The organism is Maricaulis sp. W15, from assembly GCF_001924955.1.
GTDB classification, from domain to species: Bacteria; Pseudomonadota; Alphaproteobacteria; order Caulobacterales; family Maricaulaceae; genus Maricaulis; species Maricaulis maris.
In genome coordinates, this window is the sequence record NZ_LQXG01000004.1 from 1 (window position 1) to 14,709 (window position 14,709).

At 63.1% G+C, this 14,709-nt stretch carries 16 protein-coding genes; 5 read left to right on the forward strand and 11 right to left on the reverse strand.

Annotation, left to right across the window (positions count from 1 at the left end; translation table 11 throughout):
* Positions 1–322: 322 nt before the first annotated feature.
* Genes AWH62_RS04035 through AWH62_RS04045 form a run of 3 tightly spaced genes read left to right on the forward strand, consistent with a single transcriptional unit; the run spans position 323 to position 2,968 of the window.
* Positions 323–1,279: an ABC transporter ATP-binding protein gene (locus tag AWH62_RS04035; RefSeq protein WP_075189209.1), complete on the forward strand. Its 957-nt coding sequence runs from the start codon at positions 323–325 to the stop codon at positions 1,277–1,279.
* Positions 1,276–2,037, forward strand: a complete 762-nt coding sequence (locus AWH62_RS04040) for an ABC transporter permease (RefSeq protein WP_075189210.1) — start codon at positions 1,276–1,278, stop codon at positions 2,035–2,037. Before AWH62_RS04035 ends, AWH62_RS04040 begins: the two co-directional genes overlap by 4 nt.
* A 10-nt stretch (positions 2,038–2,047) precedes the next feature.
* A complete protein-coding gene (locus tag AWH62_RS04045; protein WP_075189211.1) occupies positions 2,048–2,968 on the forward strand; it encodes a PhzF family phenazine biosynthesis protein in 921 nt (306 codons plus the stop codon).
* On the opposite strand, the gene AWH62_RS04050 is transcribed toward AWH62_RS04045, so the two are convergent.
* The 11 genes from AWH62_RS04050 to lgt all read right to left on the reverse strand — a co-directional run bounded on the left by AWH62_RS04050 (position 2,965) and on the right by lgt (position 13,683).
* Positions 2,965–4,443, reverse strand: a complete 1,479-nt coding sequence (locus AWH62_RS04050; RefSeq protein WP_075189212.1) for a triacylglycerol lipase — start codon at positions 4,441–4,443, stop codon at positions 2,965–2,967. The genes AWH62_RS04045 and AWH62_RS04050 overlap by 4 nt on opposite strands.
* A gap of 91 nt (positions 4,444–4,534) precedes the next feature.
* On the reverse strand, positions 4,535–5,098 hold the full coding sequence (locus tag AWH62_RS04055) for a hypothetical protein (RefSeq protein WP_075189213.1): 564 nt from the start codon (positions 5,096–5,098) through the stop codon (positions 4,535–4,537).
* Between the two features lie 61 nt (positions 5,099–5,159).
* Positions 5,160–6,038 (reverse strand): crotonase/enoyl-CoA hydratase family protein, encoded by an 879-nt coding sequence (locus AWH62_RS04060; protein ID WP_075189214.1) that lies wholly within the window; start codon positions 6,036–6,038, stop codon positions 5,160–5,162.
* 110 nt (positions 6,039–6,148) lie between these two features.
* A complete protein-coding gene (locus AWH62_RS04065; RefSeq protein WP_075189215.1) occupies positions 6,149–7,384 on the reverse strand; it encodes a multidrug effflux MFS transporter in 1,236 nt (411 codons plus the stop codon).
* Positions 7,385–7,475: 91 nt separating this feature from the next.
* A complete protein-coding gene (locus AWH62_RS04070; protein ID WP_075189216.1) occupies positions 7,476–7,919 on the reverse strand; it encodes a group III truncated hemoglobin in 444 nt (147 codons plus the stop codon).
* Positions 7,920–7,993: 74 nt separating this feature from the next.
* Positions 7,994–9,091 carry a redox-regulated ATPase YchF gene (gene ychF / locus AWH62_RS04075; RefSeq protein WP_075189217.1) on the reverse strand — a complete coding sequence of 366 codons (1,098 nt, stop codon included), beginning with the start codon at positions 9,089–9,091 and terminating at the stop codon, positions 7,994–7,996.
* 81 nt (positions 9,092–9,172) lie between these two features.
* Entirely contained in the window at positions 9,173–9,775 is a 603-nt protein-coding gene (pth, locus tag AWH62_RS04080; protein ID WP_075189218.1) for an aminoacyl-tRNA hydrolase, read from the reverse strand.
* 97 nt (positions 9,776–9,872) lie between these two features.
* A complete protein-coding gene (locus tag AWH62_RS04085) occupies positions 9,873–10,520 on the reverse strand; it encodes a 50S ribosomal protein L25/general stress protein Ctc (RefSeq protein ID WP_075189219.1) in 648 nt (215 codons plus the stop codon).
* Between the two features lie 184 nt (positions 10,521–10,704).
* The gene (locus AWH62_RS04090; protein ID WP_075189220.1) at positions 10,705–11,637 is read right to left on the reverse strand and encodes a ribose-phosphate pyrophosphokinase; all 933 of its coding nucleotides are present in this window, start codon (positions 11,635–11,637) and stop codon (positions 10,705–10,707) included.
* Positions 11,638–11,710: 73 nt separating this feature from the next.
* On the reverse strand, positions 11,711–12,805 hold the full coding sequence (locus tag AWH62_RS04095) for a class I SAM-dependent methyltransferase (protein WP_075189221.1): 1,095 nt from the start codon (positions 12,803–12,805) through the stop codon (positions 11,711–11,713).
* The gene (gene lgt / locus AWH62_RS04100; protein ID WP_075189222.1) at positions 12,802–13,683 is read right to left on the reverse strand and encodes a prolipoprotein diacylglyceryl transferase; all 882 of its coding nucleotides are present in this window, start codon (positions 13,681–13,683) and stop codon (positions 12,802–12,804) included. The genes AWH62_RS04095 and lgt overlap by 4 nt, the downstream gene beginning before the upstream one ends.
* Before the next feature lie 112 nt (positions 13,684–13,795).
* Between lgt and AWH62_RS04105 the strand changes: the two genes are divergently transcribed.
* Both AWH62_RS04105 and AWH62_RS04110 read left to right on the forward strand, forming a co-directional pair.
* Positions 13,796–14,101, forward strand: a complete 306-nt coding sequence (locus tag AWH62_RS04105) for an accessory factor UbiK family protein (protein ID WP_075189223.1) — start codon at positions 13,796–13,798, stop codon at positions 14,099–14,101.
* A gap of 104 nt (positions 14,102–14,205) precedes the next feature.
* Positions 14,206–14,709 carry a YbjN domain-containing protein gene (locus tag AWH62_RS04110; RefSeq protein WP_075189224.1) on the forward strand — a complete coding sequence of 168 codons (504 nt, stop codon included), beginning with the start codon at positions 14,206–14,208 and terminating at the stop codon, positions 14,707–14,709.

The window sequence follows — 14,709 nt, forward strand, 5'->3', positions numbered from 1 at the left end:
TAAACGCTGGGTACGCGCGAAGGGGCCAAACCCGCTCACGGCTTGCCAAGGCAGCCAGGGACCTAACGGCCTCCTTCGCGCAACCATCCTACATCATCGCAAAACACAGGGACCTATATGCCTGCAATCAGGTAGGTCCCTGACTTTCGCCCGGCCTGCGCCGGGCGTCCACCAGGGATGACAAAGGGGGCGTTGGAGACCTTGGTGATGGTTCCATCGCACCCAAGCACCTCGAGCACGGGTTGAATTTCGCGCACAAATACCCACCTTTGGCGCTTCGCGCGGGGCAGCGTGCCTGACACTCGTAAGAGGCTGGAACTCCATGACGCATGAAACGCCGTCAGGCGCCGCCGAGCCGGCAGTCCTGACAATCAAGGGCGTGTCCAAGACCTATGCCGGCGGTTTTACCGCACTCAAATCGGTCGATCTGGACATCAAAAAGGGCGAAATCTTTGCCCTGTTGGGCCCGAATGGTGCCGGCAAGACGACGCTGATCGGCATTGTCTGCGGGCTGGTGAAGGCCACAACCGGCAAGGTCGCGGTTTTCGGACATGACATTGACGGCGATTACCGCCTGACCCGTTCGCGCATCGGCCTGGTGCCGCAGGAAATGTCGATCGACATGTTCACCAAGGTCGCTGACGCGGTGGCCTATGCCCGCGGCCTGTTCGGCAAGCCGTCCGATCCGGCCTGGGTCGAGAAAGTGCTCAGGGATCTCTCCTTGTGGGACAAGCGGAATGAGCAATTGCGCACCCTGTCGGGCGGCATGAAGCGCCGGGTGATGATCGCCAAGGCGTTGTCGCATGATCCCGACATTCTCTTCCTCGACGAGCCGACCGCCGGTGTCGATGTCGAACTGCGCCAGGGCATGTGGCAAGTGGTCGAAAAACTGCGCCAGCGCGGCAAGACCATCATCCTGACCACGCACTATATCCAGGAGGCCGAGGAAATGGCTGACCGGGTTGGTGTGATCCGCCAGGGCGAGATCGTGCTGGTCGAGGAGACGGCCACGCTGATGGCCAAGCTCGGCCGAAAACAGCTCACCCTGCAACTTTCCGAGCGGCTCGACGCGGTGCCCGAAGCGCTCGCGGTCGAGGGGCTGACCCTGTCCGACAGCGGCGATGCCCTGCATTTCGATTACGACACACGGGCCGACCGCACCGGCATCACCACATTGCTGGCCAATCTCAATGCGGCCGGGGTCTCGGTACGTGATCTGGAAACCCGGCAAAGTTCGCTGGAAGAAATCTTTGTCGACCTCGTGGGAGGTGCATCATGAACTGGCGCGGCGCAGTCACCATCTACAAGGCGGAAATGGCCCGCACCGGTCGCACGCTGATGCAGTCCGTCCTCGCCCCGGTCATTTCAACCTCGCTTTATTTTGTCGTTTTCGGAGCGGCCATCGGCTCGCGCATGGAATCGATCGACGGGGTGGGCTATGGCGCCTTCATCGTGCCCGGCCTGGTGATGATGATGATCCTGATGCAGTCGGTCTCGAACGCGGCCATCGGCATCTATTTTCCGAAATTCAACGGCACGGTCTATGAACTGCTTTCGGCGCCGATCTCGGCGTTGGAGATCGTGATCGGCTTTGTCGGCGCGGCGGCGACCAAATCATTGATCCTCGGCGCGCTGGTCATGGTCACGGCGGCCTTCTTTGTGCCGATGGAAATCCAGCACCCGCTGGCCATGATCGCCTTCCTGGTCATGACCTCGGTGACCTTCTCCCTGTTCGGCTTCATCATCGGCATCTGGGCCGACAATTTCGAACAGCTCAACATCGTGCCGATGCTGATCGTGACGCCGCTGACTTTCCTGGGCGGCAGTTTCTATTCGATTTCCGTCCTGCCGCCCTTCTGGCAGACGGTCACCCTGTTCAATCCGGTCGTCTATCTGATCTCCGGCTTCCGCTGGAGTTTTTACGGCGTGTCGGATGTTGATATCAGCATCTCCCTGGCCGCTATCGCCGGCTTTTTCGCGCTGTGTGTTGTCATCGTCTGGCGCATGTTCAAAACCGGCTATCGGCTGAAGACGTAAGGACAATCCCGTGACCCATCGCTATGCGATCTTCGACGTTTTCACTGACCAGGCGCTGGCCGGCAATCCACTCGCCGTGGTGTTCGGGGCCGATGATCTGGACGATGTCGCCATGCAGGCGATCGCGGGCGAGTTCAACCTGTCGGAAACGGTCTTCATCACCGAGCCGAGGGGCCGCGACGCCGATTACGGCTTGCGCATTTTCACCCCGCGCGAGGAATTGCCCTTCGCCGGTCACCCCACCATCGGTGCCACGGTCGCGCTGACCCTGGCCAGCGGCGCAGCCGAGGGCACGCGCAAGCGCTTCGTGCTGGAAGAGACGGTGGGCGATGTCACAGCCGATGGCCGCGTCAATGGCCCGCGCCATGGCTCGGCCCGCTTTTTCGCGCCCAAGCTTCCTGAACAGGTTGGTGAGCTGCCGGACTATGCCGCCATCGCGTCAACGCTGGGGCTGCAGACGGGCGATCTGCTCGACACGCCGATCACCGGCGGCATCTGGTCAGCCGGTGTGCCCTTTGCCGTCATTCCGGTTCGCGATCCGGCCCGGCTCTCGGCGATCAAGCTCGACCTGTCTGCGTTTGAAGACGTGTTCGGCGGCGATGATCCGGTCTGTGCTCTCGTGGTCGCCAAGGCGACCTTGACCGAACACACCACCGATTGGCGCGTCCGCATGTTCGGCCCGCATCTGGGCATCGCCGAGGATCCCGCCACGGGCGGTGCGGCCGCGGCCTTTGCTGGTCTGATCAGCCAGCAGGGCGGTCTCGGTGAGGGCGAGCATGGCGTTGACATTTATCAGGGTGTCGAGATGGGGCGGCCCAGCCTGATCCGTCTCCGGCTCAAGCATGAAAACGGCAAGTTGACCGACCTCATGCTGGGAGGAGATGCGGTCAAGATCGCCGAGGGTGAACTGTTCTCGCAGGCGCTTCGCTAGCCGAGCTTGCGCACCGTGAAGACGTCGTCGCTGGCGACGCGCGGCAGGATCACGCGCAGGAAATGCGTCGTGTAGCGGCGCAGGAAGCGCTTGCCCTTTTCCTCGTCGCCCGGATCGAGCGCGCGCAGGCGGATGAGGGCGCTATGCTCCTTGCCGTCAACATCGAAATATCCGATCCGCTTGCCCGGCGAGGCCGCCGTGATGCCCGCCGCCAGTGAGGCTTCATAACCACGGGGTATCCGGTCGCGCAGGAAATTGGCCAGTAGTTCGCGGCGATCAATGTGCAGGGACAGGCGGTTTTTGTTGCGGGTATTGGTGTGCTCGTCCTGGATCAGTGAGAGCTGGGCGTCAATCTCGACCTTGGTGACCGTGGTGCCGGCCTTGAACTGGGTCTCCTTGACCGCCTTCGGGGCCGTCAGCCAGAGCGTGAAATCATCGACGGGCAGGCCGGTGTGATCGACCGCTTCGACCACGATTTGGTAGAATTCGCGGAAGCGGCTGGCATCTGCGCCGGCCTTGCCCAGTACGCGTTCGCGCAGGGCGTCGGCCTCCGGCCCCTCCTGGGCCAGCTGGCGGGTTTCCAGGCAGATATCGGTCCAGTCCGCGGCAACTGCGCGATAGTCGGCGGCGGTCTTCGTGGACAGCGCCTGCAGGATCAGCTTTTCCAGCCGCTGTGACACAACCGGGTCCTTGGACGCGCTGTCTTTCGGCGCGGGCTTGAGAATGCTCAAATGGCTGCGGTCGGGAATGACGGCGAAAGGCGTGTCCTCGGGGCCGCGGCGGGTCCAGGCGCGAAATTCCGGCTCCAGGATCGAGCCCTTGGTGAAGTCTACCGTGACGCCGCGCGGATCGATATTGGCAGTCGCGATGCGGACCGTCCCGTCCCACGCCTTTTCGCCCAGTATGGCGGTCCCGAATATCGGGTCAGCACCGACGATGACAAAGGGGCGGGTGCCGTCTTCCGAGAACGGGCTGTCGGTTGATCCGTCGTCACTGAGGCGGTCGCGCAGGGCGAGATCTTCCTGGAATTTGGAGGCCAGTTCGAGCGCATTCAGGAAATGCGTGCCGGTCTGGAAACCGCTGGAAAACCCCTTGGTCAGGCGGCCCAGCATGGACTTGCCAATGGTCGCCAGCGGCGAGCCGAAATTGGCCGGGGCGAGCATCAGGAAATTGGCGACCGGCGCGCCGCCGCGCGGATAATATTCGGCCATCCACCAGCGCGCCACCAGCGCCCCGGTCGAGTGCACGACAAGGTGGAACTTGTCTGGCAGCGTGCCGGCGGCCTGCATCTCGGTGACAATCGCGTTCAGGCGGCGCCCGGAGTCCTCGATGCGGACATCATCATCCATGGAGGGATAGCCACCCAGATAGACGTCCTGGGTCTGGTATCCATGCGCGGCGAGGAGCTCGCCGACCTTGGCCATCGACTTGTCGCTGGCACTCCAGCCATGGATCAGAAGGACGTGTTCAGCCATTGCAACCTCCCGTATTTGGTCGGAAGGCTACCACTTGGACTATGGCTTGCACAGATTGTTGTTCGAGAGGGGCAGGTGGCCGCCCGCCCCGTCATAGCAGACGGATGTCGGCGCCGCGCATCAAGCTGTCCGCAAAGACAAAAACGGTGATGACCAGGCTGCTGAGTGCATAGCCGGCGAAATTGGCCAGGAGGCCCGGTCTTAGCCGTCGGGCGGTGTCCCAGGTCAGGGCGAGAAGGAGGAGGCTCATGGCGATGGTCAGCGGGTAGGCTCCAATGCCCAGCATGACGCCGACCGCAGCCTCGTCATTGGGGTGATTGCCGGCCAAGGTGATGCCACCGGCCACGAGCCGGAACATCAACTGGAAATAGAGCACGCCATAGGCAATGAACGACCGTCGTGTTGTCGCCAGCTGCCAGGCGATGACCGCAATAACGAGGGTCACGACCGGTCCGGATGCCGCGATGATAATCGCCTCGAGCCGGCCCGGCATGCTGTCGTCGACGGCGCCGGCCTTGTTCAGCGTCATCCACATATCGACGCCGACCGCTTCGCCACCGGCCCAGTGACCCAGCTCATGCGCCAGATAGGTCAGCGGCCCGATGAGCAGGAAGGACAGATAATAGCCGGGACCCGGTTTTGATGTCTGGCGCATGATATCCCCGAACTCGCGGGGATCACGAGACCGGGTCCGACCGGACAAGTCAATCCGGCGCTCAGTACTCGTCTTCGGCGGCGTCCCACCAGGGATGCCAGGGTGGCAAGTCACTGGAGACTTTCATCGGGAAATCCGGTGCGCGTTTTTCCAGGAAGGACATCACGCCCTCCTTGGCGTCCGGCCCCATGCCGGCGTGCAGGATGCCGAGGCTTTCCACACGGTGCGCTTCCATCGGATGGGCCGCGCCCTGCATGCGCCAGGCCATGCGTCGCATCATCGCGACCGAGACCGGGGCGCAGCGTTCGGCGATCAGGCGGGCTCGCTCGCGCGCTTCGGCCATCAGGTCATCGGCCGGGACGACCCGCGCCACCAGGCCGGACTCAAACGCCTCCGCCGCCGAGAAGGTCCGCCCCGTCAGCCCCCAATCCATCGCCGTGGAAATGCCGACGACGCGCGGCAGGAACCAGCTGGCACACCCATCCCAGACAATGCCGCGCTTGGCGAAGGGATAGGCGAATTTGGCCTCCATGGAGGCGAGGCGGATATCCATTGGCAGGATCATCGTCGCGCCGATCCCGACCGCGGCGCCATTGATGGCGCCGATCACCGGTTTCAGCGTGTTCCAGATGCGCAGATTGAGCAGGCCGCCCTTGTCACGCCATTTCGGATCGCTCTCGTCGAACTCTCCGCTCTCACGCGCTTGCGCGACCATGTTGAAGGTTTCGGCTCCGGTCGACAGGTCTGCTCCGGCGCAAAAGGCCGGCTTCTCGCCGGTGAAAATGATAGCGCGGACATTGTCATCGCGATCGGCCTCGTCGAGCGCCGCGATGATCTCATCGCCCATCTCATAGGTGAAGGCGTTGAGCCGGTGCGGCCGGTTCAGCGTGATCGTCGCGACCTGGTCTTCGACGGCGTAGGTAATGGTCTCGTACGGCAAGGCATGTCCCCTCAGGCGCGGTGCGTGTCCGCCATGATGGGATGGATTGGACAAACGGGCCAGTCGGCATGTTCCTGGCCGATCCTGTTTGGTGGAAAGATTCCCCCGGGCTAATCCTCGCCGGTCTGAAACAGCTTGCCGCGTTCGGTCCAGAATACGATCGCCAGTGCTGTGGCTGCCATCAGGGCCTGGCTGACGATCAGCGGCGTCGCGGTGCCGTCATAGAGTTGGCCCACATAGGAGCCGATGGCCGCCCCGATCACTCCGGTCACGAAGCCATAGACCGCCGAAGCGGTGCCGGCGATATGGCCGACCGGTTCCAGCGCCAGGGCCGAGAAATTGGCGGCGATCAGGCCGAGGAAGGCCATGGCGGCGGCGAGCAGGACGAGGAAGAGCACGAAATTGTCGACGCCGCTGGACAGTATCACTGCGTGTACTGCCGAGATCGCGGTGAAGGCGATCAGCGCGCCGTGTGACAGGCGGCGCTGGCCCAGTCGCATGACCAGGCGCGAATTGGCATAACTCGATACGCCGATACCGCCGGCAATGGCCGCAAAGGCAAAGGGGAAGGCGTCGTCGGACAGGCCGAAATGGCCGACGAAGATCTGCTGTGAACTGCCCAGGAATCCATACAGGCCGCCGAAGAAGGGCGCGCCGGCAAGGGTATAGCCCAGCATCAGCCGGTGTTTCACGGTCTCGCGGAAGGCCGCCATCAATGGTTTCACCCGCAGCGGGACGCGGAATTCCGGGTGCAGGGTTTCCGGCAGACGCAATTGCAGCCACGCCATCAGGCCGAGGCCGAACAGGACCAGGAAGGCAAAGATCCAGCGCCAAGGTGCCACGGTCAGGATCAATTGGCCGAAGATCGGCGCCAGCACCGGCACGGCCATGAAGGCGGTCATCACCATCGACATGACCTCGGCCATGCGTCGCCCCGATGTCAGGTCGCGGGCAATTGCGGTGGCGATGACGCGGCAGGCGGCCGCCGCGGCGCCCTGGAAGAAACGGGCGACCAGCAGCATCTCGAAGGTCGGTGTCAGGGTGCAGACGAGGCTGGTTGCGATGAAGAAGGCAAGGGCGCACTGGATGACGATCTTGCGCCCGAAACGGTCCGATAACGGGCCATAGAGCAATTGCGCGGCGCCGAATCCGGTCAGGTAGACCGCGATGACGAATTGCTGGTCATTTTCGTTGGCAACCCCGAGATCCCCGGCAATGTCGTCCAATGCCGGCAACATCATGTCGATTGCCAGAGCCACGACGGCGGTCATGGCGACAAGCAATGCAACGAGTTCCGTGAGCGAAATCGGCATGGCTGTGCCGGTCGCCTGCTGTGGCTGTTTCATGACCTGCTCCGGGAATGCGGCATGGGCCCATGCCGGAGTTTTCAAATGCGACTTCAGCGCGCGAAGTGCAACCCCACAGGCGAATGCGGTATCAGCTGTTTTCGTATGGATCGTAGAAAAGATGGGCCTGGAAGCTGGCGGCAATGCGGTTGGCACGCTCTTCGAAAGCCGCTTTGGCAGCGGGCGTGGCGCCGATCTCGTCCAGCGTCTGTCCAAACAGGCCGAGCCAGCGGTCGAAATGGTCCGGTGAGATCTGCGCTTTCAGCTTCACATGTGCGGGCATGGGGCGCCCAGCATAACCACCATCGTGAAACATGATCGCCGACCAGAAGGACTTCATCGTCGCCAGGTGCGGACCCCAGTCACCGGGAATGGCGCCGGCGAAGACCGGCCCCAGCATCTCGTCGCTGCGGATATGGCCGTAAAATGTTTCGACGAGATCGGAGATCAGCTCAGCGGTAACCCCCATCGCCGCTGCTTCGGAGCGGGCAGCGAGACGGGCTTCGGTGACGCGGACGTGGTTCGGTGATGACATGGCCGCGATGTAGGATGCGTGGCCGGTCGTCGCAATGTGGCGGGTTGGCGCAGGTGGCGCGGACCTGTCCTGTCTTAAACGTTGAAGCGGAAGTGCAGCACGTCGCCATCCTTGACGATATAGTCCTTGCCTTCAGCGCGCATCTTGCCGGCTTCCTTGGCCGGACCTTCACCGCCGCAGGCGACATAATCGTCAAAGGCGATGGTTTCGGCGCGGATGAAACCTTTTTCGAAATCACCATGGATGACGCCGGCGGCTTGCGGCGCGGTCCAGCCTTCGCGGATCGTCCAGGCGCGGGCCTCTTTCGGGCCGGCGGTGAAATAGGTCTGCAGGCCCAAGAGCGAATAGCCGGTGTGGATCAGGCGATCGAGGCCGGGCTCGGTCAGGCCGATCGCTTCCATGTATTCGTCGCGCTCCTCGTTTTCCAGCAGCGCCAGCTCGCTTTCGATCTTGGCCGAGATGACGACTGCTTCGGCGCCTTCTTCCTTGGCGCGGTTGAGCACGATCTCGGAATAGGCATTGCCGGTGCCGGCGCTGCCCTCATCGACATTGGCGATGAAGAGGACCGGCTTGGTGGTCAGAAGCTGCAGGCCGCGCCAGGCCTTGCGGTCATCCTTGGGCACGTCGGCAAAACGGGCCGGCTTGCCATCATTGAGCTGGGCCAGGGCGATGTCGATCAGGACGAGGGCGGCCTTGGCTTCCTTGTCGCCGGACTTGGCCTTCTTCTCGAGGCCGGACTTGCGCTTTTCCAGGCTCTCCAGATCGGCCAGCATCAGCTCGGTCTCGACGGTTTCGAGGTCGGCGAGCGGGTCGATCTTGTTGTTCACATGGGTGATGTCGTCATCGTCGAAACAGCGCAGCACATAGGCGATGGCGTCGGTCTCGCGGATGGTGGCCAGAAACTGATTGCCCAGGCCTTCGCCCTTCGATGCGCCTTCGACCAAGCCGGCAATGTCGACGAAATTCATCCGTGCCGGCAGGATTTCCTTCGAGCCGGCGATCTCGGCCAGCTTGGCCAGGCGCGGTTCGGGCACGGCGACATCACCGACATTCGGCTCGATCGTGCAGAAGGGATAATTCGCCGCCTGCGCCGCTGCCGTCTGGGTCAGGGCGTTGAACAGGGTCGACTTGCCGACGTTCGGAAGCCCGACAATGCCGCATTTGAATCCCATGGCGAAATATCCTCACTGGTTCGAGCGCGCCTTATAAGAAGAATGCAGCGCGGGGTCGACTATGGAGTCAGTGGGGTCGCCTTAATCCGCGTCCGGCCCGCGCTTCACCACGTCCGGCGCCGGCGCCTTGTGCGTCACTTTCGTCTGGAAGGCGTCGTAATCATCGGCCGCGAGCAGATCGAGGCTGCCGGCGACCGCATCCAGCAGGTCGATCAGCCAGTCTTCCTCGGCCTTGGCGAAGTCGGACAGGACGTAGCCGGTAACGCGATTGCGGTCGCCGGGATGACCGATGCCGATGCGGGCGCGGCGGAAGTCGGGGCCGAGCTGGCTGGTGATCGACTTGATGCCATTATTGCCGGCAGCGCCGCCGCCCATTTTCATGCGGAACTTGCCCGGTGCCAGGTCGAGCTCGTCATGAAAGACGATGATGTCCTCCGGCTTGACCCGGTAGAAGGCCGCCGCGGCGCCGACCGAATGGCCAGCATTGTTGTAGAAGGTGGTCGGCTTCAAAAGGAGCAGCTTGTTGGACCCGATGGTCAGCTCGCTCGCCAGGCCTTGAAAGCGTTTGCGCCAGGGGCCGGCGCTCCAGGCCTGGGCGATGATGTCGAGCGCCATGAAGCCGACATTGTGGCGGTTGCGCAGGTATTTCGCTTCATAATTGCCGAGACCGGCCAGGATTTTCATCGCGCGGGCTTTCCCAAAACAAGTGCCAGATACGAAATCAGCGAAGCCATGGTGTGGCTTCGCTGATTGCATTTCCAGTGCTGAAAAGCGGTGAGGATTATTCCTCGTCGCCCTTCTGCTTGATGGCTTCCGGTTCGGCCGGAGCCTCGTCCGTCTCTTCTTCGGCGTCGGTCAGGACGGCGCGCGAACCCTGCAGGGTCGCGATGGTGAAGTCACGGTCGGCGATGGTCGGCTTGACGCCCTTCGGCAGGGTGACCGCCGAGATGTGGATCGAATCACCAATGTCGAGGCCGGTCAGGTCCGCTTCGACCGCTTCCGGGATCGAGCCGGCCGGGCAGAGCAGCTCAACGTCGTGACGCACGATGTTCAGCACGCCGCCGCGCTTCAGGGCCGGGCAGGCGTCTTCATTGATGAAGTGGACCGGCACATCGACATTGATCTTGGTGTCTTCGTCGACGCGGAACAGGTCGATATGCATGGCCTTGTCGGACACCGGGTGGAACTGGATGTCCCGGGCGATGACAGTCTGGCGCTTACCTTCGTGATCGAGTTCGATCATGTTCGACAGGAAGTGACCGCCCAGCAGGGCCTTGCGGATTTCATTGCCGCGCAGGTTCACCGACACCGGGCCGAGCTTGCCGCCATAAACGACGCCCGGGACCAGGTCTTCACGGCGGGCAGCGCGAGCCGCGCCCTTGCCAGTGCCTTCACGAACGTCAACGGTGAGAACGATGTTGGAGCTCATCGGTCCAGATCCTTAAATGCAAACGCCGCCTCCAGCCGGTTCAGCCCCGGCGGGCGGCGATCTATCCAGGCGTCATGCCTACAGTGTTATTTCGAGCGGCGGGCTATAGCCGATCCATTCGCCCCACGCAACAGCGCTGCACGGGAAGTCGCAGCGATTGGCCACATGTCGTCCGTTGCTCAACCTAGTCGAACAGTTTCGACACCGACTCGTCATTGGCGATGCGGCGGACGGCTTCGCCGAGCAGCGGCGCGACGGAGAGGCGGCGCACTTTCGGTGTCTCGGTCGAGCCCGGCGGCGGCACGATCGAATCGGTGACCACCAGCTCGCGCAGTTTCGACTTGGCGATGCGGCCCTGGGCGTCATTCGAGAGCACGCCGTGGGTGACATAGGCGGAGACCTCGACAGCACCCTTTTCCAGCAAGGCGTCAGCCGCATTCACCAGCGTGCCGCCACTGTCGCACATATCGTCAAAAAGGATGCAGCGACGGCCTTCGACTTCACCGATGATGTTCATGACCTCAGCCACACCGGCTTTCGGGCGACGTTTGTCGACGATGGCGATCTCGGCATCGAGCAGCTTGGCCAGGGCGCGGGCCCGCACCACGCCGCCGACATCCGGCGAGACGATCAGCAGATTGTCGGTCTGGTAGTTCCGGCGGATGTCGTCTTCCATCACCTTGGTGGCGAAGAGATTATCGGTCGGAATGTCGAAGAAGCCCTGGATCTGGCCGGCATGCAGGTCGACCGTGAGAACCCGGTCGGCGCCGGCCTTGGCGATCAGATTGGCCACCAGCTTGGCCGAGATCGGGGTCCGGCCGCCGGTTTTGCGATCCTGTCGGGCATAGCCGAAATAGGGGATGACGGCGGTGATCCGGCGGGCGCTGGCGCGGACCAGGGCATCAATGCAGATCAACAATTCCATCAGATGGTCATTGGCCGGCGAGGAGGTCGATTGCAGGATGAAGACATCCTCACCGCGCACATTCTCGTCGATCCGCACAAAGATCTCGCCATCGGCGAAACGTTCGATCTCGGTCGCTGTCAACGGAGCGTCCAGATAGTCCGCAATGGACCGCGACAGCTCCGGATTGGCAGTGCCTGACATCAGCTTCATTGTTTCGACCCCCGAGTCTCAAGAAACCGCGGGCTGCTTAACAGAGGCACGCCGGGGATTGAAGCTGAAATGATCAGCCTGCGGAGAATCCCGGTGGCGGTGGTAAATCGGCACTGTCGATACAGACCAGTTTGAACAGCTCGCCCATCTGTTCCTTGTCGGTCAAGCGCCAGATTTGTCGGGCGATTTCCGAACGCTTGCCGGGTTGAGACTGGCTCAGCGCGGCCGCCCGCGCCTCCAGGCCGAGGCCTGTCAGCCAAGCGCCCTGCGGTTCCGGGCCGTAACACGTCAGACCGGCGGACTTGCCTGCCATGATTAGGGATTCAAAGTCGACGCGCGCCGTCAGGTCGGCCGTGCCCGGTGCCTCGAGCGGCGGTTGTTTCTTATGAGCGCGGATCGCTTGCAGCGTGTCACCGATCTCACTTTGCGCCGGCCCGTAATCGATGAAGAGGGCCCGGCCCGGCTGGTCGGCGAAGCGGGCGGCGAGCTGGTCGATGACCTGGCGGTCACCCGGACGCAGCTCGACCAGGGCACCGTCGTCGGCGTCGCGCAGGCGTGCCGGAATGAGGTCGCTGTCGCCGGCCAGCGGCGGCCCGAGCACGAAGGCGAAGGCTTCGCCGGTCTCGTCCTGTGGGTCCAGCCCGACCAGGCGCTCATGCCATTGTCCCTGATGGCGGACGGCCTGGCGCACCGGCAGGCAGTCGAGAAACTCATTGCCCAGAATGATAGATGGACCTGGCGCGACAGCCTCCAGCCGATCGACCCAGCGGATCTGGGCACCACTGGGACCCAGGGTCTGGGCCTGCACGGCCTTGAGTGCAGCGCTGGCTTCGATCAGCACGATCTCGGCAGCATCCATGAAGCCGGGTACGGTCCGGGCCGCGCGCAGGGCGTCGCTCATCATCGTGCCGCGCCCCGGCCCCATCTCGATCAGCTTGACGGCCCCCGGCCGGCCCATGTCGAGCCAGGTCTGGGCGGCCACGAGACCGACCAGCTCACCGAACATCTGGCTGATTTCCGGGGCCGTGATGAAATCGGCACCGGCGCCGATTGGGTCCTTGGTGGCGTAAAATCCGTGGCGCGGATCGAACAGGGCCTCGGTCATGAAGGCGGCGATCGAGATCGGCCCGCCGGTCCGGATCCGGTCGCGAAGCGTGTCGGCAATCATGGTTTGGCAGGCGCATCCGTCTTCAGGGCACGGTGGATCAGCCAGGCACCCGCGATGATCATCGGGACCGACAGGATCATGCCCATGGTGATATAGCCGCGCAGCGCTTCCGGCATGTAGAGGTCCGGTTCGCGCACCTGCTCCAGCGAGGTCCGGAACAGGCCGTAGAACAGCAGGAAGAGGCCGGTATTGAGGCCGGGTTTCTCCAGTGAGCGGAATTTCCAGGTCGCGATATTGATGATGGCAAAGAGGGCCAGGCCTTCAAGCGCGGCCTCATAGAGCTGGCTGGGATGGCGCAGGGCGCATTCCGGATCGCCAGCAAAGCGCATCGCCCATGGGACATCGGTCGGGCGGCCCCACAGCTCGCCATTGATGAAATTGGCCAGCCGGCCAAACAACAGGCCGATCGGGGTCGCCACGGCGGCGGCATCGCCGATCCGCATCAGGTCCAGCTTCTGGCCGCGGGCAAACCACCACAACGCCAGCGACACGCCGATCAGTCCGCCATGGAAGGACATGCCGCCATCAGTAATGCCCAGGATGATGTCTTGCGGCCGGGTCCAGATCATGTCGGGCATGTAGAAGAGCACGAAGCCCAGCCGTCCGCCGCCGATCACACCCAGCGTCGCCCACAGCAGGAGATCGTCGACCTGCGGCTCGGTGAAGGGCGCTTTCGGCTTCTTGGTGCCCGACGGCGACCAAAGCGCCGGGCGGCGGGCCAGGGCGACCATATAGCGCCAGCCCAGCATCAATCCGGCGATATAGGCGAGGGCGTACCAGCGCAGGTCGAAGCGGAAATCCATGCCGAACAGGTCGAACGGACCGATCGTGAACAGGATGGGGTCGATCAGGTCAAAGCTTGGCGGGCAGTATTCCATGATGTATTCGGCTCATTCTTCGGCGAGGTGCAGCTGTGACGGAACGGCGCGTTGCGCTTTTCTGGCTGGAGCCGCATATAGGCGATGTTGAACCCACTAATGGCTTTCTTTGATGCAAACGCGCAACCCGCTTCTGAATGATTTTGCTGATCTCATGACCGACGCCTTCGGCGCGGCGCAGGCGATGGGCGAAGAGGCGCGTTCGGTGTTTCGCGCCCGGGCCGACCGCATGGTCGCCGAGATGGACCTGGTCACGCGCGAGGAATTCGATGCCGTCAAGGCAGCGCTCGACGCCTCGCAGGACGAGGTCGCCGCGCTGACCCGCCGTCTCGAGGCGCTGGAAGCCGCGGTCGCCAAGCCGAAAACCACAAGCCGGGCCAAAGCGCCGGCGAGCAAGGCCAAGACGACCAAGGCCTGATCCTGAAATCACGCGCACAACGCGCTTTTTATTGCGCCTGACGCGGCGCAGACATACCGTCACCGGACGGTGTGAGTCGCCGCGCAGACGATGGAGCCACTTCGATGGACCTGCTGTCAGACGAGTTTTCACCGACTGTGACCGATCCGCTTGATGCGGTCGAACAGGCGGTCATCGCCGAGCAATATCCTTACGACCGTGACGAGAATGGTGAAATCCACCTGACCGCCACAGGCGCTTGGCGTGATCACCAGATCTGGTTTGCGTGGCGCCCCGATCTCGAGGCGTTGCACATTTGCGGCAGCCTGGACCTGAAAGTTCCGGCCAATCGTTTCCGCGATGTCTGCGAGCTGGTCGCCCGGCTCAACGAGAAGCTCTGGCTCGGCCATTTCGACATCTGGGCCGAGGACGGTTCGATCGTCTATCGCCACGCCCTGTCCCTGCCCAATGGCGAGGCTGTGTCCCCGTCCCAGGCAGCGGCCATGATCTCGGCCGCGCGTGAAGCCGGCGAGCGCTTCTATCCGGCTTTCCACTTCCTGGTCTGGGGTGGCAAGGGTGTGGAAGAAGCGGCGGCGGCGGCGATGTTTGAAACTGCGGGCGAGGCCTGA

Coding starts and splice junctions, on each gene's coding strand:
- AWH62_RS04035 (WP_075189209.1), top strand. CDS start 323: ATGACGCATGAAACGCCGTCAGGCGCCGCCGAGCCGGCAGTCCTGACA.
- AWH62_RS04040 (WP_075189210.1), top strand. CDS start 1,276: ATGAACTGGCGCGGCGCAGTCACCATCTACAAGGCGGAAATGGCCCGC.
- AWH62_RS04050 (WP_075189212.1), bottom strand. CDS start 4,443: ATGGCTGAACACGTCCTTCTGATCCATGGCTGGAGTGCCAGCGACAAG.
- AWH62_RS04055 (WP_075189213.1), bottom strand. CDS start 5,098: ATGCGCCAGACATCAAAACCGGGTCCCGGCTATTATCTGTCCTTCCTG.
- AWH62_RS04065 (WP_075189215.1), bottom strand. CDS start 7,384: ATGAAACAGCCACAGCAGGCGACCGGCACAGCCATGCCGATTTCGCTC.
- AWH62_RS04070 (WP_075189216.1), bottom strand. CDS start 7,919: ATGTCATCACCGAACCACGTCCGCGTCACCGAAGCCCGTCTCGCTGCC.
- ychF (WP_075189217.1), bottom strand. CDS start 9,091: ATGGGATTCAAATGCGGCATTGTCGGGCTTCCGAACGTCGGCAAGTCG.
- pth (WP_075189218.1), bottom strand. CDS start 9,775: ATGAAAATCCTGGCCGGTCTCGGCAATTATGAAGCGAAATACCTGCGC.
- AWH62_RS04085 (WP_075189219.1), bottom strand. CDS start 10,520: ATGAGCTCCAACATCGTTCTCACCGTTGACGTTCGTGAAGGCACTGGC.
- AWH62_RS04090 (WP_075189220.1), bottom strand. CDS start 11,637: ATGAAGCTGATGTCAGGCACTGCCAATCCGGAGCTGTCGCGGTCCATT.
- AWH62_RS04095 (WP_075189221.1), bottom strand. CDS start 12,805: ATGATTGCCGACACGCTTCGCGACCGGATCCGGACCGGCGGGCCGATC.
- lgt (WP_075189222.1), bottom strand. CDS start 13,683: ATGGAATACTGCCCGCCAAGCTTTGACCTGATCGACCCCATCCTGTTC.
- AWH62_RS04105 (WP_075189223.1), top strand. CDS start 13,796: ATGCAAACGCGCAACCCGCTTCTGAATGATTTTGCTGATCTCATGACC.
- AWH62_RS04110 (WP_075189224.1), top strand. CDS start 14,206: ATGGACCTGCTGTCAGACGAGTTTTCACCGACTGTGACCGATCCGCTT.